Source organism: Limoniibacter endophyticus (assembly GCF_014652835.1).
Classification (GTDB): domain Bacteria; phylum Pseudomonadota; class Alphaproteobacteria; order Rhizobiales; family Rhizobiaceae; genus Limoniibacter; species Limoniibacter endophyticus.
In genome coordinates, this window is record NZ_BMZO01000010.1 from 25,116 (window position 1) to 51,626 (window position 26,511).

25 protein-coding genes are annotated in these 26,511 nt (G+C 55.6%); 19 read left to right on the forward strand and 6 right to left on the reverse strand.

What is annotated here, in order from left to right; all coding sequences use genetic code 11:
* Positions 1-2 precede the first annotated feature (2 nt).
* From IE151_RS14465 to IE151_RS14490, 6 genes are all read left to right on the forward strand, one after another.
* Entirely contained in the window at positions 3-3,137 is a 3,135-nt protein-coding gene (locus IE151_RS14465; protein ID WP_189491644.1) for a multidrug efflux RND transporter permease subunit, read from the forward strand.
* A gap of 139 nt (positions 3,138-3,276) precedes the next feature.
* A complete protein-coding gene (locus IE151_RS14470) occupies positions 3,277-3,825 on the forward strand; it encodes a sigma-70 family RNA polymerase sigma factor (protein WP_189491648.1) in 549 nt (182 codons plus the stop codon).
* Complete coding sequence (locus IE151_RS14475; RefSeq protein WP_189491651.1) at positions 3,818-4,603, forward strand: anti-sigma factor family protein; 786 nt, start codon at positions 3,818-3,820, stop codon at positions 4,601-4,603. Before IE151_RS14470 ends, IE151_RS14475 begins: the two co-directional genes overlap by 8 nt.
* 37 nt (positions 4,604-4,640) lie before the next feature.
* Positions 4,641-5,357, forward strand: coding sequence for a Bax inhibitor-1/YccA family protein (locus IE151_RS14480; protein ID WP_189491655.1), 717 nt, complete (start codon positions 4,641-4,643; stop codon positions 5,355-5,357).
* A gap of 147 nt (positions 5,358-5,504) precedes the next feature.
* Positions 5,505-6,077, forward strand: coding sequence for a DUF2076 domain-containing protein (locus IE151_RS14485; protein ID WP_189491657.1), 573 nt, complete (start codon positions 5,505-5,507; stop codon positions 6,075-6,077).
* Between the two features lie 123 nt (positions 6,078-6,200).
* Complete coding sequence (locus tag IE151_RS14490; protein WP_189491660.1) at positions 6,201-6,686, forward strand: CAP domain-containing protein; 486 nt, start codon at positions 6,201-6,203, stop codon at positions 6,684-6,686.
* On the opposite strand, the gene IE151_RS14495 is transcribed toward IE151_RS14490, so the two are convergent.
* Entirely contained in the window at positions 6,670-8,310 is a 1,641-nt protein-coding gene (locus tag IE151_RS14495) for a putative bifunctional lysylphosphatidylglycerol flippase/synthetase (protein ID WP_189491663.1), read from the reverse strand. The two genes, IE151_RS14490 and IE151_RS14495, sit on opposite strands and share 17 nt — an antisense overlap.
* 145 nt (positions 8,311-8,455) lie before the next feature.
* Between IE151_RS14495 and IE151_RS14500 the strand changes: the two genes are divergently transcribed.
* The 6 genes from IE151_RS14500 (at position 8,456) to IE151_RS14525 (ending at position 15,023) form a co-directional block, all read left to right on the forward strand.
* Positions 8,456-8,734: a metal/formaldehyde-sensitive transcriptional repressor gene (locus IE151_RS14500; protein WP_189491666.1), complete on the forward strand. Its 279-nt coding sequence runs from the start codon at positions 8,456-8,458 to the stop codon at positions 8,732-8,734.
* A gap of 9 nt (positions 8,735-8,743) precedes the next feature.
* The gene (gene dmeF / locus IE151_RS14505; RefSeq protein ID WP_189491668.1) at positions 8,744-9,703 is read left to right on the forward strand and encodes a CDF family Co(II)/Ni(II) efflux transporter DmeF; all 960 of its coding nucleotides are present in this window, start codon (positions 8,744-8,746) and stop codon (positions 9,701-9,703) included.
* A gap of 366 nt (positions 9,704-10,069) precedes the next feature.
* Entirely contained in the window at positions 10,070-11,317 is a 1,248-nt protein-coding gene (locus IE151_RS14510) for a quaternary amine ABC transporter ATP-binding protein (RefSeq protein WP_189491671.1), read from the forward strand.
* Positions 11,301-12,248 (forward strand): ABC transporter permease, encoded by a 948-nt coding sequence (locus IE151_RS14515; RefSeq protein ID WP_244636790.1) that lies wholly within the window; start codon positions 11,301-11,303, stop codon positions 12,246-12,248. The genes IE151_RS14510 and IE151_RS14515 overlap by 17 nt, the downstream gene beginning before the upstream one ends.
* An 89-nt stretch (positions 12,249-12,337) precedes the next feature.
* Positions 12,338-13,381, forward strand: coding sequence for a glycine betaine/L-proline ABC transporter substrate-binding protein ProX (proX, locus tag IE151_RS14520; protein WP_189491677.1), 1,044 nt, complete (start codon positions 12,338-12,340; stop codon positions 13,379-13,381).
* Between the two features lie 346 nt (positions 13,382-13,727).
* Positions 13,728-15,023, forward strand: coding sequence for an Ig-like domain-containing protein (locus tag IE151_RS14525; protein ID WP_189491680.1), 1,296 nt, complete (start codon positions 13,728-13,730; stop codon positions 15,021-15,023).
* Positions 15,024-15,062: 39 nt separating this feature from the next.
* On the opposite strand, the gene IE151_RS14530 is transcribed toward IE151_RS14525, so the two are convergent.
* Together IE151_RS14530 and IE151_RS14535 are read right to left on the reverse strand one after the other, a co-directional pair.
* The gene (locus tag IE151_RS14530; protein WP_189491682.1) at positions 15,063-17,024 is read right to left on the reverse strand and encodes a MacB family efflux pump subunit; all 1,962 of its coding nucleotides are present in this window, start codon (positions 17,022-17,024) and stop codon (positions 15,063-15,065) included.
* A 2-nt stretch (positions 17,025-17,026) separates the two neighbouring features.
* Complete coding sequence (locus tag IE151_RS14535; RefSeq protein ID WP_244636792.1) at positions 17,027-18,256, reverse strand: efflux RND transporter periplasmic adaptor subunit; 1,230 nt, start codon at positions 18,254-18,256, stop codon at positions 17,027-17,029.
* A gap of 182 nt (positions 18,257-18,438) precedes the next feature.
* Between IE151_RS14535 and IE151_RS14540 the strand changes: the two genes are divergently transcribed.
* Genes IE151_RS14540 through IE151_RS14550 form a run of 3 tightly spaced genes read left to right on the forward strand, consistent with a single transcriptional unit; the run spans position 18,439 to position 19,673 of the window.
* Complete coding sequence (locus tag IE151_RS14540) at positions 18,439-18,741, forward strand: hypothetical protein (RefSeq protein WP_189491685.1); 303 nt, start codon at positions 18,439-18,441, stop codon at positions 18,739-18,741.
* Between the two features lie 12 nt (positions 18,742-18,753).
* Positions 18,754-19,029 carry a hypothetical protein gene (locus IE151_RS14545; protein ID WP_189491688.1) on the forward strand — a complete coding sequence of 92 codons (276 nt, stop codon included), beginning with the start codon at positions 18,754-18,756 and terminating at the stop codon, positions 19,027-19,029.
* 17 nt (positions 19,030-19,046) lie between these two features.
* A complete protein-coding gene (locus IE151_RS14550; protein WP_189491691.1) occupies positions 19,047-19,673 on the forward strand; it encodes a flavodoxin family protein in 627 nt (208 codons plus the stop codon).
* Between the two features lie 17 nt (positions 19,674-19,690).
* Here IE151_RS14550 and IE151_RS14555 read toward each other — a convergent pair whose 3' ends face one another.
* Both IE151_RS14555 and IE151_RS14560 read right to left on the reverse strand, forming a co-directional pair.
* Entirely contained in the window at positions 19,691-19,894 is a 204-nt protein-coding gene (locus IE151_RS14555) for a hypothetical protein (RefSeq protein WP_189491694.1), read from the reverse strand.
* A 62-nt stretch (positions 19,895-19,956) separates the two neighbouring features.
* Positions 19,957-21,672: an ABC transporter ATP-binding protein gene (locus tag IE151_RS14560; protein ID WP_189491697.1), complete on the reverse strand. Its 1,716-nt coding sequence runs from the start codon at positions 21,670-21,672 to the stop codon at positions 19,957-19,959.
* Between the two features lie 180 nt (positions 21,673-21,852).
* Between IE151_RS14560 and IE151_RS14565 the strand changes: the two genes are divergently transcribed.
* From IE151_RS14565 to IE151_RS14580, 4 genes are all read left to right on the forward strand, one after another.
* Positions 21,853-22,614 (forward strand): TSUP family transporter, encoded by a 762-nt coding sequence (locus IE151_RS14565; RefSeq protein ID WP_189491700.1) that lies wholly within the window; start codon positions 21,853-21,855, stop codon positions 22,612-22,614.
* A gap of 27 nt (positions 22,615-22,641) precedes the next feature.
* Positions 22,642-23,631: an Ldh family oxidoreductase gene (locus IE151_RS14570; RefSeq protein WP_189491703.1), complete on the forward strand. Its 990-nt coding sequence runs from the start codon at positions 22,642-22,644 to the stop codon at positions 23,629-23,631.
* A gap of 59 nt (positions 23,632-23,690) precedes the next feature.
* Positions 23,691-24,902: a chromate efflux transporter gene (gene chrA / locus IE151_RS14575; protein ID WP_189491705.1), complete on the forward strand. Its 1,212-nt coding sequence runs from the start codon at positions 23,691-23,693 to the stop codon at positions 24,900-24,902.
* A 66-nt stretch (positions 24,903-24,968) separates the two neighbouring features.
* On the forward strand, positions 24,969-25,907 hold the full coding sequence (locus tag IE151_RS14580; RefSeq protein WP_189491708.1) for an NAD(P)H-dependent flavin oxidoreductase: 939 nt from the start codon (positions 24,969-24,971) through the stop codon (positions 25,905-25,907).
* Positions 25,908-25,936: 29 nt separating this feature from the next.
* On the opposite strand, the gene IE151_RS14585 is transcribed toward IE151_RS14580, so the two are convergent.
* A complete protein-coding gene (locus IE151_RS14585) occupies positions 25,937-26,506 on the reverse strand; it encodes a helix-turn-helix domain-containing protein (RefSeq protein WP_189491711.1) in 570 nt (189 codons plus the stop codon).
* Positions 26,507-26,511 lie beyond the last annotated feature (5 nt).

Below are 26,511 nucleotides of genomic sequence, written 5' to 3' on the forward strand. Positions count from 1 at the left end.
TCATGGCACAGTTTTTCATCGGACGACCTATTTTTGCATGGGTCGTCGCCATCTTCATCATGCTTGGCGGTATCCTGGCGATACCTATGCTGCCTGTCGCGCAGTATCCGAACGTCGCGCCGCCGCAAATATCGGTTTCGACATCATTTCCTGGTGCTTCGCCTGAAGATATGTATCAGAGCGTGACACGACCCATTGAAGAAGAGCTCAATGGCGTCAATGGTTTGATATATTTTGAGTCGACGTCGAACTCTTCTGGCAGCGTCTCGATCAATGCCACATTTGCTCCTGGAACAAATTCCGCGCAGGCATCTATCGACGTTCAGAACGCTATTCGCCGTGTAGAGGCACGTCTTCCGCAAGTGGTGACTCAACAGGGCGTACAGGTTGAGGAAGCGGGATCCGGCTTCCTTATGATGGTCGCCCTGATCTCGCGTGATGGCAACACTGACGTGATTGGCCTGGGCGATTATCTCAACCGTAACGTTGTAGGCGAAATTCGGCGTATCGACGGCGTCGGTAAGGCTCAGGTCTTCGCCAGTCAGCGGGCCATGCGCGTGTGGATCGACCCCGATAAGATGGTTGGCTTGAACGTCTCGGTTAGCGATATCAACAACGCGATCTCGGCGCAAAACGCTCAGGTTTCGGCGGGCCGCATCGGTGCACGCCCCAATCCGATTAATCAACAGATCGCTGCGACCGTTCTTGTGAAAGGACAACTGACTTCGCCGGAAGAATTTGGCGCCATCGTTCTCCGGGCGAATCCGGATGGTTCGTCTGTGCGTCTGCGGGACGTCGCACGTGTCGAAGTTGGAGCAGAAAGCTATAACTTCTCCACGCAAATCAGCGGCCAGCCAGCTGCCGCTATTGGTGTACAGCTTTCGCCTACCGGCAACGCTATGGCGACATCGGACGCTGTGCGGGCAAAGATGGAGGAACTCTCCGCCTACTTCCCGCAGGGTGTTGAGTATATGATTCCATACGACACGTCGCCCTTCGTGAAGGTGTCCATCGAGAAGGTGATCCATACTCTTCTCGAAGCGGTTGCGCTCGTTTTCGTCGTCATGTTCCTATTCCTGCAGAATTTCCGCTATACGATCATCCCCACCATAATCGTGCCGATCGCATTGCTTGGAACCTGCGCGATCATGTACGTATCCGGCTTCTCGATCAACGTGTTGACAATGTTTGCGATGGTGCTGGCTATCGGCATCCTGGTCGATGACGCGATTGTCGTCGTGGAAAATGTCGAACGCATCATGGCGGAGGAGGGGCTTCCCCCCAAAGAAGCGACGCGCAAAGCCATGTCGCAGATATCGGGTGCAATTATCGGCATCACGACGGTTCTGACGGCGGTGTTCGTACCCATGGCCTTCTTCCCGGGCGCGGTCGGTGTCATCTATCAGCAGTTCAGCCTGACGATGGTTGTGTCGATCCTGTTTTCTGGCTTCCTGGCGCTGTCATTGACACCTGCGCTCTGCGCCACGTTCCTGAAGCCGATCAAGGGCGGTCATCACGAGAAGAAGGGCTTTTTCGGCTGGTTCAATCGCCGTTTCGATAGCGCGACCAATGGCTATACGAAATGGGTTTCCTTTCTCGTAAGGCGTAGCGGTAGGTTCATTGTTATCTACCTCGCGATCGTTGCCGGTCTCGGATACGCGTTTATGCAGTTGCCATCCTCATTCTTGCCGAATGAGGATCAGGGCTTCGTTATCGTGGATATGCAGGCTCCCGCAGAAGCGAGTGCGAACCGTGCCATCAACGTTTCGGACCAAGTCGATGCCATATTTGCGGAAGAGCCGGCTGTCGACCAGCGCACGATTGTACAGGGGTTCTCCTTCTCAGGTGCGGGCGACAATGCAGGGCTGGCTTTCATCACCCTGAAGGACTGGTCAGAGCGTGGTTCGGAGAATTCTGCCGACTCTCTGGCGGCCCGTGCCAACGCGAAGCTTTGGCAAATCCGTGACGCAATTACCTTTGCGCTATCGCCGCCGCCGATCCAGGGCTTGGGCACCACGGGTGGCTTTGCATTCCGCCTGCAGGATCGTTCCGGTGTAGGAACCGCAGCTTTGGGCGCTGCCAGCCAGCAATTGCTCGCGGCGGCAAATGCGAGCCCCGTTCTTGCAGGGGTCCGTATTGAAGGAATGCCGGATGCGGCCCAGCTCAACCTGAATATAGATCGTGAGAAAGCAAACACATTTGGTGTCACCTTCGCTGCCATCAACCAGACGATCTCAACCAATCTCGGTTCGTCTTATGTCAATGACTTCCCCAATGCCGGTCGCATGCAGCGCGTGACCATCCAGGCAGACCAGGCTCAACGAATGGGACCAGATGATCTACTCAATCTCAATGTTCCCAACTCGAATGGCGGCATGGTTCCGATGCGTTCCTTCGCGACCGTCGAATGGAGCAAGGGACCTGCTCAAGTCGTAGGTTACAATGGATATCCATCCGTGCGTATCGGCGGGGGTGCGGCTCCGGGTTACTCGTCTGGTGCGGCGATTGCCGAGATGGAGCGCCTCGCCGGCGAACTACCGCCTGGCTTCGGTTACGAATGGTCCGGGCAGTCGCTGCAGGAAATTCAGTCCGGATCCACGGCGCCGATGCTTGTGGCGCTGACCATCCTTTTCGTGTTCCTGCTCCTCGCGGCGCTATATGAAAGCTGGTCGATACCCTTGTCAGTCATGATGGTGGTGCCACTTGGGGTGATCGGTTCGGTCATTGCTGTGATGCTGCGCGACATGCCGAACGACGTCTATTTCAAGGTGGGTCTGATCACGATCATTGGTCTATCGGCCAAGAATGCTATCCTGATCATTGAGTTCGCCAAGGACCTGCGGGCCGAAGGCAAGCCGTTGCTTGAGGCAACGATTGACGCTTGCCGTCTTCGCTTCCGCCCAATCCTGATGACGTCGCTTGCCTTTACGCTCGGCGTCGTACCTCTAGCCGTCGCCTCGGGGGCCAGTGCCGCCAGTCAAAACGCTATCGGTACCGGCGTCCTCGGGGGTATGATTTCGGCAACCGTTCTGGCGATCTTCTTCGTGCCGGTGTTCTTCGTATTCATTATGAAGCTGTCCGGCAATGCAAAGGCGAGGGAGACCCCGCCTCCGGAAGCTGTGGCGCCGGCAGAGTAAGATTTGGCGCCTCATTTGAAGGACTGAAGCGGCTGCCGTCGGAAGATCGGCGGCCGCTTGCGTTTATTGAATTCGGAACCGAAGCGGAGATTCAATAATTTTTACGGATTAAAGTCGAAACGAGGCACGTATATTGATCATGAAGAAGGGTAAACCGTCTCGCTTCGATGTTGTCGGCCAACTTGGCGTGCTGCGGCGCTATGCGCGCTCGCTGACGCGCGACCAGGCGAACGCTGAAGATCTCGTCCAAGACGCCCTTTTGAAGGCTTATGAACGACGCAAGACGTTCAAGCCCGATGGAGATATGCGGGGCTGGCTTTTGTCGATTGTGCACAACACCTTTATCGACGGCATTCGATCCAAACGGTCGGAAGAGCGGCGTAATGAACAGGTGGCTTATCTGGCACAGCAATCCCTCGCTGCTCCTCAGGAAAACGCGGTGCGCCTGGCACAAGTGCGGTCGGCGTTTCTGCATTTGCCGGAAGATCAGCGCGCAGCGCTTCACCTCGTTTCGATTGAGGGGCTGAGCTATCAGGAGGCCGCAGACACGCTGGGTATTCCACTGGGAACTTTGATGTCGCGCATCGGACGTGCAAGAGCGACTCTGCGCAGTATGGAAGAAAGGACCGGCGAGACGCGTGCAAGCGCTGCCTCGCATCTCAAACTCGTAGGAGGAAAGGATGACTGATCATCGCGATCCCATCACCGAGCATGATCTCGACTCCTATGTCGATGAACAACTGACAGCAGACCGCCGTATCGAGGTGGAAGCTTATCTTTCGATGCATCCGGAGACTGCCGCACGTGTCATGGCCGATCTGCGTATGCGTGACGAATTGCGTTTGTCCCTGGCCGACGGAGCGTTTGGACTAGGGAATGTTTCTCGTTTTGCAACAATGGACGCGGCACGCAAGCTCGAACGGGGGCTGCAGGCCGGACGCTGGTTTCAAGTTTTTCAACGCGCCGCTGCCGTTGCTGTTTTCGTTGGTACTGGTTGGGTTGCTCATGGTGCATTCGGACCGCTTTCCGTAACCAGTGTCAACGCTTCGTCGCTTACTCCCCCCTATGTCGCGGATGCAATTCAGGCGCATCGCACGACGCTTGTACGTGCCTCAATGAATTCTCAGATCTCGACGCAAGATTACGATGCAGTGGAAATCCGTTCCGCAACGGGCATTCTCATGCCAAAACTTCCTGCCGAGTGGCGAGTACAGGACGTTCAGGTCTATCCTTCGCAGTTCGGCCCGAGCGTTGAGATTGCAGTTGACGCAGAGGGACTTGGCCCCATGTCGCTTTTTGCTGTACGCCCGGGATCGTTTGATGTTGTTGGCGTGACGCTTGACAGTGGCAAGGATACGTCGGCTGCATATTGGCAGATTGGAGAAGTCGCTTATGCACTTGTCGGTAAAACCGGCGTGAACGAACTCGATCATGCGGCGGCAACACTTGCCGACACGCTCTATTGAAACGATATAGTTTAGGCTCATCAGGAGATTGATTGTCATGAACCAGCCTCAATACCGCCAGCCAATGGGTTATGGTGCCCAATCGGCGGCTCTTTTCGACGAAGGTCTGCGCAAGCATATGCTGCGCGTCTACAACTATATGGGCCTCGGCCTCGCGCTTACAGGCATTGTTGCGCTTGTGGTCGCGTCCACGCCTGCACTGTATGTGCCGATCTTCACGTCTCCGCTCAAGTGGGTCGTGATGCTCGCTCCGCTCGCCTTCGTCATGTTCTTCTCATTCCGCATCCATGCAATGTCGGGTGCGCAAGCTCAAGCTATGTTCTGGGCCTTCTGCGCCGTAATGGGTCTTTCCATGGCGTCGATCTTTCTCGTCTTCACGGGCGCTTCGATCGCACGCACCTTTTTCATCGCGGCAACGATGTTCGGTGCCATGAGCCTCTATGGTTACACGACCAAGACCGATCTGACGAAATTCTCGTCGTTCCTGATCATGGGTCTGATTGGCGTCGTCATCGCGAGCCTGGTGAATCTCTTCATGCAGTCCTCGATGATGCAATTCGTTATCTCGGTGGTCGGTATTTTTGTCTTCCTTGGTCTGACGGCCTGGGATACGCAGTCCATCAAGGAGCAGTACGCAGAGAATTTCGATGCTGAGGCCCAGCAGAAGATCGCAGTCTTCGGCGCGCTTTCGCTCTATCTCAACTTCGTGAACATCTTCCAGCTGCTGCTGAGCCTGACCGGCGAACGCGAATAGTCGCTGTATAGACCCGTCCCCTCCTCGCTGAAGCGGGGGAGGGGACCTGCCGCCCGGGCGGAAAATGAAGATTCCAAATCTGAAGAAATACCGGGTGGTCCTCATGTGACCGCAGTGTCTTTGTGTGCCCAACTCCGGAGTCCTCCGATGGATAACAGCGACCAGCAGGCTATCAAAAGCCTTTTTAACAAGCTGTCTCAAGTCGAGCGGCAGTCACCGCCACGTGATGAGCAGGCGCAGGCCTACATTGAAAAGCAGATCAACGGGCAGCCAGCGGCACCCTATTACATGGCGCAGACGATCATCGTACAGGAGCAGGCGTTAAATGCTGCGCAATCGCGCATACAGGCACTGGAACAGCAGCTCGCACAGCCGCAGCCAGGTGGTGGTATGCTCTCAGGTCTTTTCCGAAACGGGGCGAAGCCCGCACCTCACTCTGGTGTGCCGCGTATAGGACGTAGTATCGACGCACAAGGGCAGCAGCCGACGTTTGGTGGCCAGCAGCAACCATCCTCATTTAATCGTGCTGGCGGTGGCTTTCTGGGCGGCGCTGTGCAGACAGCAATGGGGGTAGCAGGGGGTGTTTTACTCGGCAACGCCATGGCTGGCATGTTTGGTGGAAACGAAGCGCAAGCTGCTGAAGCCTCGGCAGAGGAACCTGTGGTCGAAGATGACATAGGCGATCTCGGTGACGGCGGTATGGACGATATAGAGTTTTAAGATCAAGCAAGATCGCCATGGATCGGCCCGGCTTTCAAGTCGGGCTTTTTGTTTTCACGCCCTTCCGATCGCCACATTTCCATGGCCAAAGCGCTCTGTCTGCGACTTTCCAAGAGACATTCCATGTATATACCCTCACGTCGTTCTGTCTTGACCCTGCTAGGTGCCGGAGTTCTGCTACCATTGGCCGCTTGTCGATCCGGTCGACTCGTGCCGGTGCAAGGTGGAGGTGTATCTTCCGACACACGTGCCATCGTTGGCTTTATCCGCACCGAAAATGGGTTGCCGGCGCTGCGGCCGGATAGGCGGCTGGAACGTGCCGCGCTGCAACAAGCCCATTTCATGGCTCGTGTGGGGAGGATGACGCACGATACGGGCCGTGGTCGTGATTTCGCTTCGCGGATGACTGCGAGCAGCATCGGTGGTGTTGCAGCTGAGAACATAGCTGTGGGCCGCATGGGCTATGAGCGACTTTTTTCCATGTGGATGAATTCTCCCCCGCACCGTAAGAACATGCTCAATCCGCAATTCACACGATACGGCTTGGCTTATGCGGAGGCTACGCCCGGAAGCGATCAAAAATATTGGGCGATTATTCTGGCGAGCTAGTCGGGCCGCTGTCGGTCTTCCTCAGTTTCTCGGGGATGGGGATGGTTTTCGGCAAATCCAGCTCTTCGATCACCTCCTTAATGACAGCGCCGTCCCGCCAGGTGAATGCCCAGATCAGCCCTGCACTAGCGGCGAGCAACGAACCTGCGGCGATCCATGGGATCATTGACGGAAAAGGACGCAGTAGCGCGCCATCGAGATCATCGAACTGGCGTCGGGTGGCAAGCAGCGTTGCGGCGAATGCAATCAGGAATAAGCTGACGAAATAGGTGTGGCCCGTAGCGGCTGTTACGACGAATGCGGTCAGCGTCAGGGCCAGCGCTAGTTTCCACGCAATGCGGGAACGCTGGATCAGGCCGCGCCCGCTCAGCACCAACGCCATGCCGCACAAGGCGGAAACGCACAGCGACGTGATCTCAAAGTAGCTTGGCAGATGACGGACGATCTCGCTGGGGTCTGGACGCGCTTCGGGAATCACTGCTGCGAAGATCAGCATCGCCCCGATCATGACCGAGAAGGCTGTCAAAACTGGTGCTGAAAGAACCTCCCGACCCTGTTCAGCAGCGGTTCCAAGGTGGCGAACGGCGCGGCGCGTTTCGGCGAGGCTTACCATAATGGCGGCGGCAACCAAGGGGACGGCGTAATAAATGACGCGATAGACGACCAACGCTGCCAGTGTTTGACTGGCGGGCCCGTTTCCCGCAAGGCCGGCCATCATGACAGTTTCGAATACACCGAGACCTGCCGGTACGTGGCTGAGCGCTGCAAGACCCGCAGCAGTCATGTAGAGCACAATGAATGACCAGTAACCGATCGTGTGATCGGGCAGCAGAACATAAAGACAAAGACCGGCAAGACAGAGATCGACTGTCGTCACCACGAGTTGGCGGATCGTATTGAAGGCGGTTGGCATGAGGATCGACGCGCTGCCTATGCGGATCGATCCGCGGCGAACCGCGAAGGCTACGAGAAACGTCGTGCCAAGCGACACGAGGATGCCTGCCACGACAACCACATTACGGTAATCCCCTACAAGATTGGTTACCTGTGGCGCTGCAAAGGCAATGCCGATCCCCGTAACGACGACGACACCAATGCTAAAAGCAACGACGACGAACGTTATGATGGTGGCGATCTGCTCGGGGGAAAAGCCGAGCCGCGAATAGTAGCGATAGCGGATTGCGCCACCGCTCAACGGGCCAAAGCCAGCAGTGTTGCCGACCGCATAGCCACAAAACGCGACGAAGGCGACAAGAGGGTAGGGACGCTTTTCGCCGATATAGTCGAGTGCGGAGACATCGTAGAACGTCAGAACAAGGTAACTGGCCGCGGTAGCAGCAAGCGCAAGCGCTATGTGGTACCAGCCGAGATCGGCAAGCGATGCACGAACGGCCTGGTACGAAACTTCCTGTGTCAGATCGCGAAGCGCCAGGCCAGCAAGCAGAGCGACTACGATGAGCGCGATCGTTGAGACGGCCACGTGATGTCTGCGAAGGCTGTCAAGAATACGGGTAATGAGGCTGCGGTCGCCAGCGGCGCGCTGCGAGAGTGTCTGTGCCTGACTCAGGATCAGCTCGTCCTGATCTGAGTCCACAGAGCCCTGATCGGGTCTGCGTTCGCTCATGATTGCCTCAAATTTTCCAGTGCTTCACGCGCCGCCGAACCCAAACCGGAAATAGCAAAGCTTCACTCACAACCGCAAGCGCTATCATTGTTTCCCTAGCGTCCTGACTTGCGACAGGAGAAAAAATAATATACCCCCCTATATTATGTCACATTTGCACGCAGACAAATCCAAGCTCGTCGCTCGCATTCGGCGGCTCAAAGGGCAGCTAGATGCGGTGGAGCGTTCGCTTGAAGCGGAAGCCGATTGCGGCGACACGCTTCAATTACTCGCTTCCATACGAGGCGCCCTGAATGGGCTGACGACTGAGCTTATCGAAACGCACATACGCAATCATGTCAGTGATCCGGATAAAGATCCTGACGAGGACCGCGCCAAGGGCGCGCGACAATTAATCTCGGTTCTCAAGACCTATATGAAGTGAGTCTCGAAAATGACCGCAACCGCGCACACACATGATTTTCTAGGTGAGGACCACGACCGCAATGAAAAGCGTGTTTGGCTGGTGATTTTTATCACCGCTGCCATGATGGTGGTCGAGATCGTCGCCGGCTATGCTTATGGGTCGATGGCATTGATCGCCGACGGCTTCCACATGTCTACTCACGCTTTGGCCATGCTCGTTGCAGTCGGCGCTTATATCTACGCTCGGCGCCATCGCCAGGACGCACGTTTCAGCTTCGGAACAGGAAAGGTCGGGGATCTGGCCGGCTTTGCGAGTGCATTGATGCTGGGTGGATTTGCGCTTTTCATCGCCTATGAAAGCACAGTGCGTCTCTTTAACCCCGTGCCGATTTCGTTTGGGCAAGCCATGCTGGTGGCGGCGATCGGTCTTGCGGTGAACCTTGTATGCGCGTTTCTCCTGCGGGAGGATCATACGCATCACGGGCATCACCACGGGCATGATCACCATCACCACGAGCATTCTGATGATGATCGCGCACATGATCACGGGCCTCGGCACGGAGCGCGCGATAACAACCTGCGGGCCGCTTATCTGCATGTTCTGGCCGACGCACTGACATCTTTACTGGCCATCGCGGCTCTTGGCCTTGGTGCGATATGGGGATGGGTTTGGCTCGATGCTGTCATGGGCATCGTCGGGGCCATCATCATCGGGCGTTGGTCATTTTCGCTGATACGCCATTCATCGGCGGTGCTGCTTGATATGGTGCCCGACGAGACGCTGCGAAATCAAGTCTCGTCAACCGTTGCAAGGCTTGGTGGAGAACTGACTGATCTGCACATATGGCAAGTCGGACCGGGTCATAATGCTGCGATCGTCTCGGTTTCTTCGAGCGAAGGAAAGACCGTCGATGATTTCAAGGCTGCATTGTCTGGCTTAGCTGGTTTGTCGCATCTGACGGTGGAGTTGCGCGTTAGCGCGAGTTGAACGCGATCAAGTAAAAAGCTGAGCGGAAAAAAAGGGCGTGCACGGGGAGTGCGCGCCCTTTTTTTCAGTACGCGCCTCATTTGAAGGCTACGATTGAGGATCAAATTTCCTATTTCTCAGATTAAAATCGGTTCAAAAAGCCTTTTGATAATGGAGGTTTATAGGAAGATTGGAAATGTTTTGAAAATTTATGGTTGAATTATGGCCGTCATCTCTCTAGATTTCCCATTATACAGCGGCACTGATGAGATAATCGCTGCGCAATCTGTGTGATGCGCTGGCGGTATTTTGTTGTGCGTTATCTGGCGATAGAAGTATTTCATAGAGATACACTGTATTCTTCGTCTCACAGAAGTAAGAGGGACTATGAAACCCAAGTTAAGGGTCGAAAACGTCTATAAAATTTTCGGGAATCAGCCCGAAGCGGCGCTCGCGAGGCTGAGAGCGGGTGACAGCAAGAAAGACATTTTTGAAGCCACGGGCCAAACCGTAGGTGTCGAAGATGCGAGCTTCACAGTAAACGAAGGCGAGATTTTCGTCGTCATGGGCCTGTCCGGCTCCGGTAAATCCACGCTGGTACGCATGTTGAACGGTTTAATCCGTCCTACTTCCGGCAAGGTATTGATTGACGATGACGATGTCGCCTCCTGCTCGGCCAAGCGTCTGCGCGAAGTTCGTCGCGAGAAGATCACAATGGTCTTCCAGCACTTCGCACTTTTCCCGCACAAGACGGTTGCAGAGAACGCCGCTTATGGTTTGAAGATCAAGGGCGTTTCGGGAGAAGAGCGTCGCGCCAAAGCACTTGATGCCTTGTCCCGCGTTGGCCTCGAGCATTATGCGGACAGCTTCCCGGCGGATCTGTCCGGCGGTATGCAGCAGCGCGTCGGCCTGGCGCGTGGGTTGGCAACCAACCCGCAGATTCTTCTCATGGATGAGCCGTTCGGTGCGCTGGATCCATTGATCCGTCGTGAGATGCAGGATGAACTGATCCATCTCCAGCGCGAATTGAAGAAAACGATTGTCTTTATCACGCATGATCTCAACGAAGCGCTTCTGCTTGGCGATAGAATAGCCATCATGAAGGATGGACGGTTCGTGCAGATTGGCACAGCGCAGGAAATTGTAGACAATCCGGCGGGTGAATATGTCGCCGCCTTCGTCGCGGATATTGATCGCGGCCGCGTTTTTTCCGCCCATCATGTCGCGCAGGATGTTCCCTCCGTTCAGTTGGAAGAACATACGCCCGAGAGCGCGCTGAAGACGATGGAGGACCATAATCGTTCGGCACTTTATGTCATGGATGGCAAAGAGATTGCCGGCGTTGTGACCTATCAGGATCTAACCGTAGCCTCGCGCGAAGACGGCGCTGAGCTACGGGACTCGCTTATCACCGAATATCCGACAGTCGAAGGCGGTACACCGCTTAATGAACTTTATGGTGCAGCAAGTGCCGGATTGCCGGTTGCGGTGACGGATAGCGAAAACCGTCTCGTGGGTGTCGTCGATCCGCATGCCGTTCTGGCGCAGCTTTCGGGTGATGAGCAGCCGGATGCCGAAACCGATGTCGAAGAAAACGATAAAAAGACAGGAGAGCCCGTTGTTCAGCCCGTCTGACCTTATGCAAATTCCGTTCGATGACTGGGTCAACACCATCGTTCGCGGTTACATCGTTCCAAACTTCCGCCCGACGTTCCGGGCCATGCAGGTGCCTGTTGCAGCAGTTCTCGCTTGGTTGAACACGTTTCTCAACTGGTTGCCGATGCTTATTTTCACAGGGGTCCTCTCCTTGACAGCATGGCGCACGGCGGGTCGGGGCGTTGCCATCTTCACGCTGATTGCCCTGGTTTTCATTGACATGATCGGCTTGTGGAGCGAGACCATGACCACCCTGTCGATGATCATCACTTCTGTGCTTTTCTGCGCTGTGATCGGTGTTCCGATCGGCATATGGGCTGCACGGAGCGATCGCGCGCTCGTGATCATTCGTCCGGTGCTCGACATTATGCAGACGATCCCTTCCTTCGTTTATCTTGTGCCGATCGTCATGCTTTTTGGTGTGGGGATGGTGCCGGGGATTATCGCGACGATCATCTTCGCTTTGCCACCAATCATTCGCTTGACCAATCTCGGCATTCGCAATGTTCGTGCGGACCTCATTGAAGCTGCAAATGCATTCGGTTCGACACCGTCCCAAACGCTCTGGGAGGTCCAGCTCCCCATGGCCATGCGTACCATCATGGCGGGTCTTAATCAGACGCTGATGCTGGCTTTGTCGATGGTCGTCGTTGCGGCTCTGATTGGCGCAGGGGGACTCGGTCTTACTGTGTTCACGGGGCTGGGCCGACTCGATGTAGGCGGTGCGACTGCTGGCGGTGTCGGCATCGTCCTCCTCGCCATCATTCTCGACCGTATCACCCAGGCCCTAGGGGAACAGAAGTCGGTGAAAACCGTGTCGCTGCGCCAAACGCTCATGTCTTTCTTCAGATCGGGGAAAGCAGATGAGGAGAAAGCGAACACGCTCCCAGCATCATCCAAGCCCGCGTGAAACTACTTTCGTGATCGGCGGGCGAGCCGCCGGTCAACCAACCTCTGCTGCGCTCTGCCGCGGTTAACTAAACAGGAGAACACTCCCTGATGTTCAGGCTCAAATCTACGCTCACTGCTTTGACATTCGCTGCTATGATGGGGGCAACTGCTCTTTCGCCGCTGGCAGCCCAGGAACTGCCTGGCGAGGGTACAACCGTCAACATGGCACGCGCGACATGGGACACCGGCTGGTTTACCGGCGAGATCTATAAGCAACTTCTAGAAGAGCTGGGCTATACGGTTAACGGCCCGACGACGCTCGACAACCCGCCATTCTACCAGGCAGTGTCCCAGGGTGACATCGACTTCTGGGTCGATGGCTGGTTCCCTTTGCATAATACCTATAAGCCGGTGTTTGAAGGGACTGCCGAAATTCGCGGGGCTGTCGCCGAGGGCGGTGCGCTGGAAGGCTACCTGGTCGACAAGGCATCCGTTGAGAAGTTCAACATTAAAACGCTCGACGACTTCAAGCGCGAAGAAGTAAAGAAAGCCTTCGATCGAGATGGTGACGGCAAGGCAGATCTTGTTGCGTGCCCTCCAGGCTGGGGCTGTGAAATAAACATCGAGCATCACCTGGACGCCTACGAGTTGCGTGATCATGTAAATCCCATCAAGGCGAGCTACTCAGCGTCGATGGCCGATGCGGTTGCCGCCCATGAAGACGGCCAGCCCATTCTCTTCTACACCTGGACGCCAAACTGGACGGTCAATGAACTGAAGCCGGGCGAGGACGTCATGTGGATTGAAGTTCCGCGCATCGACCTTCCGGAAGCGAGTGCGGATCTGGCTGACGCGGCAACTGTTGCCGATGTAGAGGGCTGTGTCGCAAATCCGTGCAAGCTCGGCTTCCCGGCCAACGATATTGTTCCGGTTGGAAACAGCGAGTTCCTAAAGGAGAACCCCGCCGTCGGTAAACTTTTCGAAGTTGTGTCCGTTCCGCTTGCAGATGTATTTGCCCAGAACTCGCTCATGAATGACGGCGCTTCGAGCGAAGAAGATCTAAAGAAGCAGGCTGCCGAATGGATCGAAAATAATCGTTCTTCCGTCGATGGCTGGCTTGAGGAAGCCAAGGCTGCCGCTAGCGAAGGCTAAGATCCGCTGCCTCTTATGTGGAAAAGCCTCCTCGTTCTCGAGGGGGCTTTTTTTGAAACATTATAGTTTCGATTGCTGCCAAACCGGGAATTATAGCAGCAGCACAAGCGCCTGAATCTGTTTACCTGTCCGGTTTTTGTAGTCGAACAGGTAAAACTCAATGTTCCTAGCCATAACAAAAGCGCTTCAATCGGCGAAAGATAGCCTCAACGAGTTGGAAAGCCGTTTGTTGAATTGGAGTTTTAAGCGCGAAGCGCTTCCCGCGCAATCAGAGAAGATAGGAAATCAAGATAGAACGATAAAAGTCGAGAAGGGTGCCGCTGCGCGCGACTTTTCGTCGAAGGCAATGAAACTGTCCGCTCTGTCGAGGGACGACGAGCTGCTTCAGTCCGATCAGCCGCAGCATAAAAACGTGTCGCGTGAATTCGTACCCGGTGAAGACCTGACGGTGGCGATCTCAGAATTGCTCCCTCATCTGACGCGCGAAGAAGCTCAATCCTATATTTTAGCCAGTGTTTCGAGTCCGGACGAACCTAAGGCGCATGTGAATGCACAGCTGGCTGCCGGGGGATCCATGAGATTTTCTATAGGTGCTGAGCAGCGGAGTCCCGTCACGCTTAATCTTGTGCTGCGAAAGGCGGGGGAGGCTGAAGGCAAACACATAACTGAGGACGCTGTTCTCCATCTTCAGCCAGCCTCCTTGAGCGCAGAGCGCCAAAAATCGGAGAAACAGAAAGCGGCGAATACGGGCAACGATGGTGATGATGCCGCACCGAGTGACTCAACCCCGATCTGTATTCACGAGTTGGAGACGATGGAGGATCGGAAGACGATAGTATTTTTGGCGAAGCTATTCGAAGATTTCCACTCTTTATCCGGCCCAGTAAAGGTGGTTTCGAGCGGGCGCTTCCAGAAGGTCACCGTCAAGGGGAATGTTCTGCAACTTCTACCGGAGAAGGATTTCAACGGCTATACGAGTATAATCCTTGCACATGAAGATGGAGAGCGCGTCAGGTATGAAGAAATTTCCGTCCAGGTTGCACCGGTCAATGATGTACCCGTCGTTGTTAGACAGATCGCGGACCGTGTCTACGACGCCGGGACGAAATTTTTTATCGACTATGGCTCCATATTTGCGGACAGCGATTCCCCGAAACTCACTGTTTCAGTTCTAGGACTAGAGAAGTTTGACGATTTTATCGGAGTAGATCGGCGCAACATGACAATTACAGGAATCATGCCCGAGAAGATGTCTGCGCCGGTCATGATTGTCGCCCAAGACGAGCATGGCGCCAAAGCATCCGTTCTCTTTAAAATCGCCACGTCGGAACAAACCAATCCCCTAAAAGCATATGACGACGAGATTCGTGGCATATCTGCGGGGGATAAGATTGAGATATCCCTGGCACAACTCGTCGCCAATGACATAGCGGTTCCGGGACACTCGGATCGATGCGGCACGGTTCAGTACGACGCCATAACAACCTTGCCGAGATATGGCAGGATTTCGGCGAAGGGCGACGGCAGCGGTGATCTCCTCTACACAGCATCCGACCGGTTCCTTGGGTTGGACAGTTTCGAATATCTGGCAACGGACGGCATTCACAATGCACGCGCTACCGTATACCTGTTCGGCGAGTGAGACCGCATAATTCGATGAAAAACGTGCGGTCCTCGAAGATCAATCCCTTGAGAGGGCAGCCACTGGATCGAGCCGCGAGGCGTTGCGGGCAGGAAGGTAGCCAAACGCAATACCGATAAGGCTGGAGCAGATGAATGCAGCGATGATTGAGGCGGTCGAGTAGATTAGTGGGAAGCTTGATCCCATTGCGGAGAAGAGGGCACCGAATAGGAGTGCCAGCAATATGCCGAGTATTCCGCCAATCAAGCAGACGAGAACCGCCTCGATCAGAAATTGCGTGAGAATGTCGCTGCGGCGAGCGCCAACCGCCATTCGGACGCCGATCTCGTTGATGCGTTCCGAGACGGAGACCAGCATGATATTCATTACGCCGATGCCGCCAACCAACAAGGAGATCAAGGCGATCGCCGCGATAAGCAAGGTCAGCGTTTGCGTTGTGGCCGTGATGGTGCGGCGAATATCGTCGGTGTTGAGAATGAAAAAGTCCTGCGTTCCATGCCGTTGGGTAAGAAATTCGGTCACGGCCTGCTCTGCGAGCGACGTTGGCGTATCGTCCCTTACGCGTACCGTTATCGACCGAAGCGACTGGCTTCCGACGAAGCGCGACTGAACCGAGGTGAATGGCATATAAAGGCCGAGATTCTGACTGCCACCAAAGCCGCCCTGCTGCGCTTCCACCACACCGATGACGCGAACCGGAATTTTGCCGATCAGAATGACAGCGCCGATTGGATCTGCATCTGAATTTGCAAAAATAGTATCGCGGGCGGTTGTGTCGATCACGACTTCGGAAGTGACCTGTTCGACACTCCTAGCGTCGAAAAGCTGACCTGCGACCAGCTTCGTGCCGCGTGCATCGAAATATTGCTCGCTGACGCCATTTACCAAGGCATTAGCTTCATTAGCCTCGAAGCGAACCACAGAGTTTGTAGAAACCGTGGGCGTAACTGCTTCTACATAAGGCTGTTTCGCCAGCTCTACGGCATCGGACTCAACCAAGGTTGTGATGCGGCCAGATCGCGTATCGCCGAAGGAGCGTCCGGGGAAGACCTCCAGAGTGTTTGTCCCGAGACTCGAGATATTGGCAAGCACTTGCTGTTGTGAACCAGTGCCCAGCGCAACCACGCAGACCACGGAAGCGATGCCGATGATAATGCCCAACATGGTGAGAAATGTTCGCAAACGGTGCGCGTTCATGGCAAGAAGCGCCATGCGCAGTGCTTCCTTGGAACGATCGGCGAATGCCTGCCAGCTTACTCTGGACGGAGGAGCAATACGGACCACGGGGGGAGGGAGGATTTCCTGGACCTGGGTTTCACTCCTTCCATCTGCAACGATAGCCCCATCCGATATCTCGATAATGCGTTCCGCCTGACGGGCCACGGACATGTCATGCGTGACAATGATGATCGTCTTGCCGTCCGCATGCAGTTCCTTGAGAATGCGCAGCACCTCTTCACCGCTGCGACTATCGAGTGCCCCTGTCGGTTCGTCCGCGAGGATGACCTCTCCGCCATTCATCAAGGCACGTGCGATAGAGACACGCTGTTGTTGGCCCCCAGAAAGTTGGCCCGGACGGTGCTCCGTCCGCTCCTCCATGCCAAGCCGTTTTAGAAGGTCGAAGGCTCGTTGCTGGCGTTCTGATTGCCGCTTGCCGGCATAGACCGCCGGAATTTCCACATTGCCAAGCGCGCTGAGTTCTCCAAGTAGATGGTAGCGCTGGAAGATGAAACCAAAGTGCTCGCGGCGAAGCTGCGAGAGTTCGTCGGGCTCAAGACTTCCTGTCTCCCGACCGGCGATCTTATAGCTGCCCGATGTTGCTCTATCCAGACAACCCAGGATGTTCATCAATGTCGACTTGCCGGATCCTGACGCACCCACGATAGCGACCATCTCACCGGCATGAATCTCGAGATCAATATCTTTCAGGACGGCGATGGTTCCTTCCCCTGCCGGAAATTCGCGACGGATCTTGGAGAGTGTAATAAGCGGATCAGCCATCTTTACATGCCCATCGGACCACGTGGTCCACGTTGGCGCGCTGCACTGGCGCCTTGACCCAGCGGCCGGCCGCTCACGACCCTCTCGCCTTCCTCAAGCCCAGCTTTCACCTCTGCCATAACGCGGTTGTTAAGGCCGATCTCGACCATGCGCTGAGTAAGCTTGTTTTCATCGTCGATGACCTGGACTGTATAGCGCCCGTCTGGGACTCGGGGGCCGAGTGAAGCCGAGGGTATAAGAAGCGCGTTCTTCGCCTTGCCTAACACGATGTGCACTTCCGCTGTCATGTATGTCTTCAGGTGATTGTCGGGATTCGGAACTTGGAAGACTCCGTTGTAATAAACGGCGGATGTGGAAGCAGACGAAGTTGAGCTCGCCGTTGTCGATGTTGCGACCGCGCTGTCGCTACGGATGGATTCTGGAGCTGGCTCGATGGCATCGAGCTGTGCATCGAAGCGCTTGGTATTGTCGCCAATAACGGTGAAATACAGTGGCTGCCCCGGTTGCACGCGTACAATATCGGCTTCAGCGATCTCCACCTTTACTTCCATCATGTCGAGTTGCCCGAGGATTACGATGGTCGGCGCTGATTGGACAGCGTTCAATGTCTGTCCCTGGCGCGTCACGATGGAGAGGACCGTTCCGTTCGTGGGCGCTGTGATGCTTGTGTAGCCGAGGTTGATCTGTGCCGTCTCAACGGCAAGTTCGGCTTGTGTAATCTGGGCTCCAAGCGCAGCGATCTGTGCTTGCAATACCGCGACGCTCTCTTCCGCTGCGTCGAAATCGGCCTGTGAGGAGGTGCGCCTTTGCAAAGTAATTCGCTGGCGTTCCAGTGTTGCCTCGGCGTATTTGAGGTTGGCAAGTTTCTCATCGCGCTGCGCCTTTGCAGCGGCAAGTTGGGCCTCTGCTGTGCTAAGGTCGTTGCGACGCGTAACCGGATCTATTTCCGCAATCAGATCGCCCTGCTTAACCATCTGGCCAAGCTCAACCGCGAGTTTTGTGACGCGACCGGAAACCTGGGCACCCACGGCGACGAGATTGGTAGGACGAATAGTCCCCGTGGCTAGCACATTTTCTTCGATATCGCCGCGGGAAACCGCCGCAGACATATATTGAGGCGTGTCTTCCCGGCCGAACACTGCATTTGCTGCCCAGGCTGCAAGACCCAGCGCGACGAGGCCTATGACGATCCACTTGAGGCGACTGCGTGTTTTTGGGCGTGTGTTCGTCACATCACTTATCCTGCTTGCTCTGAATATACCGGTTCCTTTAAGGCAGGAGTGCGCCGGACGACAAATTAAATTCTAGTCATGATGCCCCATCGGTGTACTGATTACGCTTTATAGGGATAAGACCACCGGTTCATTGGAACGCATTTTCGGATCGGAGAGTTTGCACTGTCATGGAGGCTTTCATGACAGAAACAGTGATGCTCACAGATCATCAGGCTATTCGCGATTGGGCCGAGGCCCGGATCGGCAGTCCAGCAATCATAGACGCTCAGGCGTCCATCGGTGCGACGCAACCTGTCTTACGGTTGCTTTTCGATCAACACGCCTATCAAGACCAGGATCAGGGAGCCGACCGGCCGAGCGCCCCGCGGCTCGTTGACTGGGATGAGTGGTTTCAGATGTTCGAGGAACACGAGCTTGCGTTGGTGGTCGCCCAGGATGTCGACGGGCGCCGCGAAAATTTCCACGAAATCATTCGTCGTTGAAGGGAGCGAGCAATGAACGGACGCAAAGTATTGCCGAATGAAGAAGGCAGGGAGCCGGTCCCGGATGCGCCCGGCGTAGAAACGCCCGACTGGGATGAGATCGCGGCAGGAGAAATTTCGGGCGTTGTCGAAGAGGATATTGATCTCGATGCGCCGCCGCCGGAGGAACTTCCAGAGGAGGATGACGACAACCCTTATCAGGAAAGTGACGAGGCTCTGCCTGACGACGATGAAGAACGTGAGATCCGTCGGGATGAGCGCGACAGTGGGATGTTCGACGGCGAATAGAGTAGAAGGAGTTCGTCGTGCCTTTAAAAGCATTGGCCATAAATTGCTCGCTCAAGGCATCTTCATCCTCTGAACGTTCCTCGACGGACGTCATGCTCGGATTACTGCGTGAGGATCTTCGGTACAGGGACTGCGAATCGACGGTGCTGCGAGCGGCCGATTACAATATCAAGCCGGGCGTGACATCGGATGAAGGCGAGGGCGATGATTGGCCTCATATTCGCCGACAGATACTTGATTCAGATATTCTGATCATTGGAACGCCCGTGTGGTTGGGTCAACCCTCGAGCATATGCAAGCGTGTTCTGGAGCGTATGGATGCCTTCCTTGCTGAAACAGATGATGAAGGCAGAATGGTCTCCTACAGCCGGGTTGCGGCCGTAGCCATCGTGGGTAACGAAGACGGTGCTCACTTCTGTTCCGCGGCCATCTATCAAGCGCTTAACGACGTCGGCTTTTCACTTGCCGCCAATGCAGTCACCTATTGGGTGGGTGAGGCTATGGCATCAAGAGACTTCAAACATCTTGATGCGACCCCCACAAAGGTGGTGGAAACATCGAAGCTGGTAGCGCGAAATGTCGTGCATCTCGCGGAACTCCTCAAGGCGAACGCTTATCCCGGGAAGGAGAGAAACCTCGAGTGAATGTTGAGGCTTTTCTTTTATTCCGGCGGGATTGTGGTTGCGGGCACATCCGGATCACCAACAGGGTTTTCCGGCGCGATCAGAGAACCGAAGATTTCTACGGCCGCCCAGACGACGAATGCAAGAACCAGTGCTACTAGCAACACCCTTAAAACGGGGATGCCCTTGCGTCCTTGTCGCGCCTCCGTGGTGGAAATTTCTGCCGTATCGCGATCTGCCATTGATTGACTCCCCATGTTTGCTCTGAGGTCAATTGCCAGTGAAGCTCTTTGTTCCACGCAGGTCAGTCGCTGTGTTGCGCGGCATGCAGACAAGCATACGCACCGCCAGTTGCGAGAAGCTGCGCATGCGTTCCTTGTTCGACGATGCCGCTTTCGTCAACGACGACCACTCGATCGGCATTCCGGATGGTTGCGAGGCGGTGGGCGATAATGAGCGTCGTGCGTCCAACAGCGAGTTCTGCAAGCGACCGCTGGATCTCGCGTTCGGTCTGCGTATCGAGAGCGGAAGTCGCCTCGTCTAGAATCAGGATCGGCGGGTTCTTGAGGAACATGCGGGCGATCGCCAGACGCTGCTTCTGTCCGCCGGAAAGCTTTACACCCCGTTCACCTATGATCGTGTCCAGCCCATGCGGCATGGCCGCGATGACGGAAGAGAGCCGTGCCCGCTCGGCTGCCCGAACGATTTCCTGCTCTGTGGCGTCGAGACGGCCATAGGCGATATTCTCGCGGATACTACCGCCGAACAGAAAAACATCCTGCTGGACGATGCCGATCTGACTGCGAAGCGATCGCATCGTCATGTCGCGAATATCGGTGCCGTCAATCGTGATCGCGCCGCTTTCAACCTCGTAAAAGCGCGGCAGCAGGGCGCAGAGCGTGGTCTTGCCAGCGCCAGACGGACCGACAAAAGCTATGGTTTCACCCGGGCGGATTTCAAGGTTGATATCCACCAGAACAGGACGGCCTGTCTGATAAGCAAATGACACATCGTCGTACCGGATAGCGCCAGACAGATTAGTAGCTTCAATTGCACCCGCGCGATCCGTTATGTCCGGGGCAGTGTCGATCAATTCGCAATAGCGTTTGAAACCCGCAATGCCCTTGGGGTAGGTTTCGATAACGGAATTGATCTTTTCCACGGGACGAAAGAAGACATTGACGAGCAGAAGGAAGCCGACGAAACCGCCCGCCGTCAGGTCCTCCTGGATGACGAGATAGCTGCCTGCGAGCATGACGACCAGTTGCACCAGACGCATACTCATGTAGCTCATCGACATGCTCGCGGCCATGATCTTGTAGGCTTCGAGTTTTGTACGCCGATAATTGGCATTGTCGGATTCGAAGAGCCGACGCTCATGTTCTTCGTTGGCGAACGCCTGAACGACGCGCATGCCGCCGACATTCTCCTCGATACGAACGTTGAAATCGCCGACACGGCTGTAGAGTGCGCGCCAATTATTTGTCATACGCGCGCCGTAACGGGTCGTCAGCCATCCGATCATCGGGACGATAGCGGCTGTCAAAAGCGCAAGTTCGACATTGACCCAAAGCATCAGCGCAAACGCGCCAATGAACGTCATGATCGCAATGAAAAGATCTTCCGGGCCATGATGGGCGACTTCGCCGATTTCTTCGAGGTCTTTCGTAAGACGACCGATGAGATAGCCGGTTTTGTTATTGTCGAAGAAACGAAACGATAATTTCTGAATATGATCGAACGCCTTGCGGCGCATCTCGGTCTCGATATTAATTCCGAGCATATGACCCCAATAGGTCACGACGGCCATCAACCCCGTATTGATCATATAGACGACGAGCAATGCTACGCTCGCCAGAATAATGAGCGACCATTGCTGGGTGGGCAGCAATTCATCCACGAATACCTTGACGGCCATCGGGAATCCCAGTTCCAGAAGGCCAGCAAGAACTGCGCAGGAGAAATCCAGCAGGAACAGGCTTTTCCACTTCGTATAATAGGAGAAGAAGCGGCGAAGCATGGAATTTTCCTAACGTATCTGGCTGCGCCGGGCGATAGCACTGGAAAGATGTGCAAGGCAATCATTTTAACATTGAGAGAACGCGAGGAAGGCCAAAACCGGCAAGCTGGACCAATGCTCGCAGCTTGCTCGCGCAAACCACCTGCGTTAGTCAGGGAAAACTCACAAGTGTCCTCGTAAATGTCCCTTCTTGATCTCGCGCTGTTTTTCGCTCTGGCGGGCGTTGCTGCCTACGTCCAGACGCTGACGGGTTTCGCCTTTGGCTTAATCGTGATGGGTGTCGTGGGGCTTTCGGGCTTGCTTCCATTGAGAGATGCCGCAGCGGTTTTGAGCATATTAACCCTCTTTAATGCAGCTGCAATGTTGAAAAGCGGATGGACCCACGTCCGCCTGCCGACACTTTGGATGATTTGCTGCGCAAGCATCCCTATGGCTCTCGTCGGATATGGAATGCTGGATTTTTTCGCAAACACGCACCTGCTTGTTCTCCAGCTTTTGTTAGGCGCGATTATTGTGGGTTCAAGCTTTCAGCTTCTTGGAGAAGCAAAGGTGGATGTTCACAGGCATGGTGCCGGGGCAATGCTGCTTTACGGCGGGCTCGGCGGCATCATGGGAGGCATGTTCTCGACTAGCGGCCCGCCAATCGTCTACCACCTTTATCGGCTGCCCTGGCCGCGCGAAGCGGTGCGCGAAACTCTGGTAGCGGTGTTTGCCATCAATTCGCTGTTCCGCACCGTTTTCGTCTTTGCCGACGGGACTTTCCCGGAGCCGAGCATGTGGCCTGCTTTTCTTGCGGTCTTTCCCGTTCTGGCGGGAACATATCTGGCACGTCATCTCCCGCCTCCATTATCAAAGCAGCAGTTTCGCTGGCTGGTTTTCGTGCTGCTTCTTGCATCAGGACTGTCGCTTGCGATTCCCGCTTTGATAAAGATGCTTACTTAGGTCCAACTTTACAAAATCAGGGTCATTATGCGCCTCTCCATAGCCGAAGTAGAAAGCGTCGTCATCCAGGCGCTGGAGCGTAGCAGGGTCAGTTCTGCCAACGCACATTCCGTTGCTCATGCGCTTGTTGGAGCGGAAATGGTCGGGCAAGGCGGGCACGGGCTTCGCCGTGTCGAGGCCTATAGTGCTCAAGCGAAGGTCGGTAAGGTGGATGGTTATGCGACTCCCATAGCCAGTTGTCCAAAACCAGCTGGATTGCGCATTGATGCAGGATTCGGTTTCGCCTATCCGGCCATAGATCTCGCGGTGGCGGAACTGCCCGCGCTTGCACGGGAGTGTGGCATCGCTTTTGCCGCTATTGGCCGATCGCACCACGCGGGCGTCATGGGATTGACCGTCGAACGTCTTGCCGATCAGGGCTGCGTTGCCATGATGTTTGCGAACGCGCCGGCCTCAATGGCTCCCTGGGGCGGCACAAAACCGCTTTTCGGCACGAACCCCATTGCTTTCGCAGCGCCCATGGCGGGTGCGGCACCGATCGTCATCGACATGGCGCTGTCACGGGTAGCAAGGGGAAAAATCATGGCAGCGCATCAGAAGGGGCAGCCTATCCCGAATAATTGGGCATTCGATCTGGATGGCAAGCCAACGACCGACGCGGGTGAGGGGCTGAAGGGGACAATGATCCCCGCGGGTGAAGCGAAGGGCGCGGCACTCGCTCTGATGGTGGAGATCCTCGCAGCAGGCTTGACTGGCACGAACTATGCTTTCGAAGCCTCGTCGCTCTTCGATGACAAGGGCCCGGCACCTAATCTTGGACAGATGATTATCGCGATCGATCCGCAAGCTGGCACGGAACGAGATACAGCGTCCAGGTTGCGGCAGATTGCCGACGAGATCGAGGCAGACGACGGAGCGCGCGTGTCTGGCCGCAGAGGGCAGAAGTTGCGTCAGGAAGCGATTTTGCACGGGATTGAGGTCGAGGAGGAACTCCTTGAGAAAATTCGCGCGATCTGACGCTTTTGTCATATGTCCCTCATTGAAGGACGATAAGCCGGCTTCGAGGAACGGCTATCATGACAGTGATCGATAAAGACGACCGAAAAGCGATATCGTCGTTCGGGGAGATATTTTGGATCTTCCTGAAGCTAGGACTGACCTGTTTTGGCGGGCCAGTGGCGCATATTGGGTATTTTCGCGAGGAGTTTGTCGTTCGCCGAAAATGGCTGACCGACGGCGATTACGCTGATCTTGTTGCGTTGTCGCAGTTTCTGCCTGGACCGGCGTCGAGCAAAGTAGGCTTCACGCTCGGACTGATACGGGGCGGCGGTTTGGGCGGAGGCCTCGCGGCCTGGCTCGGCTTCACTCTTCCATCGGCCATCATATTGTTTGCGGCAGCAATGAGCGCCGGCTCTTTGAGCGGACCCACTGCAGAAGCAGTAATCCACGGACTAAAACTGGTGGCCGTCGTGGTCGTGGCTCATGCGGTTTTCGGCATGATGCGCTCCCTCACGCCTGACCGTACGCGTCTGGCAATCGGTCTTGCGGCGCTTGCCATCGTAATCTTGTTTGCCGGCGCCTGGGCGCAAATCCTTGCTATATTCGCAGGGCTGTTGGCGGGCATGTTCCTGTGCCGGGAAACAAACGAGCCTGTCGCTGCGGATTATTTGCACGACCTCGTGCCTATACGGGCCGGTGCTATCGCGCTAACCCTGTTCGGGTTACTTTTTCTTGTTCCCGTGGCGGTTGCGGGGATGGCCGCAGATCTGTTTTCCGTGTTCTATCGTGCTGGCGCACTGGTTTTTGGCGGAGGACACGTCCTTTTGCCGCTGCTCGAGAGCGAACTGGTTTCGCCGGGACTGGTCACTGTCGAACGTTTTCTTGCCGGTTACGGCATTACTCAGGCCATGCCCGGCCCATTATTTACCTTTGCGGCTTGGCTCGGCGCTGTCTCGAATACACAGCTTGTGCCGGCCGTCGCTGCCGGGATTGCCCTCGTTGCGGTTTTTTTGCCGGGCATGTTACTCGCATACGGTGTGCTGCCATTCTGGGCGAGTTTACGCAGATCTAAGCTAATGCGATCGGCGATGCGCGGGGGGAATGCAGCGGTAGTTGGGATCTTGGCGGGGGCGCTTTACGATCCTGTCTGGACGAGTAGCGTGATCTCGCCGCTCGACTTTCTCACCGTTGCGATCGGTTTGGCGCTCCTCGCCAGTTGGCGCGTTTCGCCGCTGATGGTTGTTTTCCTGGTCACGGGCTTCGCCACGTTCTCGCGGCTGTTAGCTTGATGAAAACACGCTTCACAGGTTTCGTTTCAGTGCTTAGGTTCTTCTCGAACAATCGGGAGAATAAACGTGACGCTACCTGCAAGCCTTGAAGGACGACTGAAGCTGCCAGCAATTGCAGCGCCAATGTTTTTAACTTCTGGGCCGGATCTTGTCGTAGAGACCTGCAAGGCGGGCGTGATTGGAACTTTCCCCGCTTTGAATCAGCGAACGAGCGATGGCTATCGCGACTGGGTTGACGAAATCGAAAGCAGGCTTGCCGGCGCGAAAGATGCGGCACCGTTCGGTGTCAATCTTATCGTCCATCGAAGCAATCCGCGACTTGAGGCTGATCTGCGGATCACGGTCGAAAAGCGTGTACCGCTCGTCATCACATCGCTAGGCGCGGTAAGCGAAGTGGTTGAAGCCGTCCACTCCTATGGAGGCCTTGTCTTTCACGATGTCATCAATCGGCGCCATGCGGAAAAAGCGGCTGCGGCTGGCGTCGATGGTATCATCGCCGTAAGTGCCGGGGCGGGCGGACACGCGGGTACGATGAGTCCCTTCGCGTTGGTCTCGGAGATCGCGAGCTTCTTTCACGGAGCGATCATTCTGGCTGGTTCTATCAACACGGGTGCTCAGATTGCTGCAGCACGATTGATGGGAGCAGATCTTGCTTATATGGGGACGCGCTTCATTGCCACAAAGGAAGCAATGGTCAGCGACCAATACAAGACGATGCTGACGGAAAGCGCCGCCGCGGACATCCTCTATACCTCGAAGATATCGGGCGTGAACGCGAACTTTCTGCTTCCAAGCCTGCGCGCCGCTGGCCTCGATCCGGAAAACCTTCAAGACCACGGCAAGCTTGATATGGAGAATGAGGCGAAGGCCTGGAAAAACGTCTGGTCGGCGGGCCACGGCGTCGGCGGAATTAAGGATGTCATTCCGGCAGCAGGCTTATGTCAACGGCTGATCCGCGAATACGCGGAAGCTTGTAAAAATTTGGCGGCAATACATGCGAGTTGACCAGCATCGCGCGTGGATAAAAGCCAGCACTAGTTCAGAACAGTGCGCAAGAAACGGACGATCTCGGTTCCGACATTTGTATATCGGTAAGTTTTGCTGCTGTCGAAAAGCGTGAAGGTTCCGGCCGGTAGAATGCGCTCGGTTTCGCGGTCAATAGTCAGAACAAGCTGGCCTTCCTGAACGATCAGGGCCTCCTGATACCCTTCAGGGTCAGGCTCACCCTGATAAAATTCACCAGGCTCAAGCGACCAAAGCCAAAATTCAGCTTCGCGCCGGACTGTGGCCGTCCCGACCAACACCGCTTGGCTATTTGGGGAATGGCCACGCCATACGATTTCGCCGTGGGGTGATGGCGGCGAACTATCGGATACGATGCGGGCAAAGCTCACGCCAAGCGCAATTGCAATGGCATCGAGTTTGCCCAGGCTGATATTGACGTCACCTGCTTCGACGGAAACAAGCATCCGCCGGCTTAGCCCGGCACGGTCCGCCAATTCTTGCTGGCTTAGCCCATTCTCGAGGCGAAGTTCGCGGACGTTCCGAGCAACGTGGCGAAGTACGTCGTTTGAAGTCTCTTGACTGCGCAATATATTGCTCATAGTGG

Excerpts from the sequence above, each read along its gene's own strand:
- IE151_RS14465 (WP_189491644.1), top strand. The coding sequence starts at position 3 with ATGGCACAGTTTTTCATCGGACGACCTATTTTTGCATGGGTCGTCGCC.
- IE151_RS14470 (WP_189491648.1), top strand. The coding sequence starts at position 3,277 with ATGAAGAAGGGTAAACCGTCTCGCTTCGATGTTGTCGGCCAACTTGGC.
- IE151_RS14475 (WP_189491651.1), top strand. The coding sequence starts at position 3,818 with ATGACTGATCATCGCGATCCCATCACCGAGCATGATCTCGACTCCTAT.
- IE151_RS14480 (WP_189491655.1), top strand. The coding sequence starts at position 4,641 with ATGAACCAGCCTCAATACCGCCAGCCAATGGGTTATGGTGCCCAATCG.
- IE151_RS14485 (WP_189491657.1), top strand. The coding sequence starts at position 5,505 with ATGGATAACAGCGACCAGCAGGCTATCAAAAGCCTTTTTAACAAGCTG.
- IE151_RS14490 (WP_189491660.1), top strand. The coding sequence starts at position 6,201 with ATGTATATACCCTCACGTCGTTCTGTCTTGACCCTGCTAGGTGCCGGA.
- IE151_RS14495 (WP_189491663.1), bottom strand. The coding sequence starts at position 8,310 with ATGAGCGAACGCAGACCCGATCAGGGCTCTGTGGACTCAGATCAGGAC.
- IE151_RS14500 (WP_189491666.1), top strand. The coding sequence starts at position 8,456 with ATGTCACATTTGCACGCAGACAAATCCAAGCTCGTCGCTCGCATTCGG.
- dmeF (WP_189491668.1), top strand. The coding sequence starts at position 8,744 with ATGACCGCAACCGCGCACACACATGATTTTCTAGGTGAGGACCACGAC.
- IE151_RS14510 (WP_189491671.1), top strand. The coding sequence starts at position 10,070 with ATGAAACCCAAGTTAAGGGTCGAAAACGTCTATAAAATTTTCGGGAAT.
- proX (WP_189491677.1), top strand. The coding sequence starts at position 12,338 with ATGTTCAGGCTCAAATCTACGCTCACTGCTTTGACATTCGCTGCTATG.
- IE151_RS14525 (WP_189491680.1), top strand. The coding sequence starts at position 13,728 with ATGAAACTGTCCGCTCTGTCGAGGGACGACGAGCTGCTTCAGTCCGAT.
- IE151_RS14530 (WP_189491682.1), bottom strand. The coding sequence starts at position 17,024 with ATGGCTGATCCGCTTATTACACTCTCCAAGATCCGTCGCGAATTTCCG.
- IE151_RS14540 (WP_189491685.1), top strand. The coding sequence starts at position 18,439 with ATGACAGAAACAGTGATGCTCACAGATCATCAGGCTATTCGCGATTGG.
- IE151_RS14545 (WP_189491688.1), top strand. The coding sequence starts at position 18,754 with ATGAACGGACGCAAAGTATTGCCGAATGAAGAAGGCAGGGAGCCGGTC.
- IE151_RS14555 (WP_189491694.1), bottom strand. The coding sequence starts at position 19,894 with ATGGCAGATCGCGATACGGCAGAAATTTCCACCACGGAGGCGCGACAA.
- IE151_RS14560 (WP_189491697.1), bottom strand. The coding sequence starts at position 21,672 with ATGCTTCGCCGCTTCTTCTCCTATTATACGAAGTGGAAAAGCCTGTTC.
- IE151_RS14565 (WP_189491700.1), top strand. The coding sequence starts at position 21,853 with ATGTCCCTTCTTGATCTCGCGCTGTTTTTCGCTCTGGCGGGCGTTGCT.
- IE151_RS14570 (WP_189491703.1), top strand. The coding sequence starts at position 22,642 with ATGCGCCTCTCCATAGCCGAAGTAGAAAGCGTCGTCATCCAGGCGCTG.
- chrA (WP_189491705.1), top strand. The coding sequence starts at position 23,691 with ATGACAGTGATCGATAAAGACGACCGAAAAGCGATATCGTCGTTCGGG.
- IE151_RS14585 (WP_189491711.1), bottom strand. The coding sequence starts at position 26,506 with ATGAGCAATATATTGCGCAGTCAAGAGACTTCAAACGACGTACTTCGC.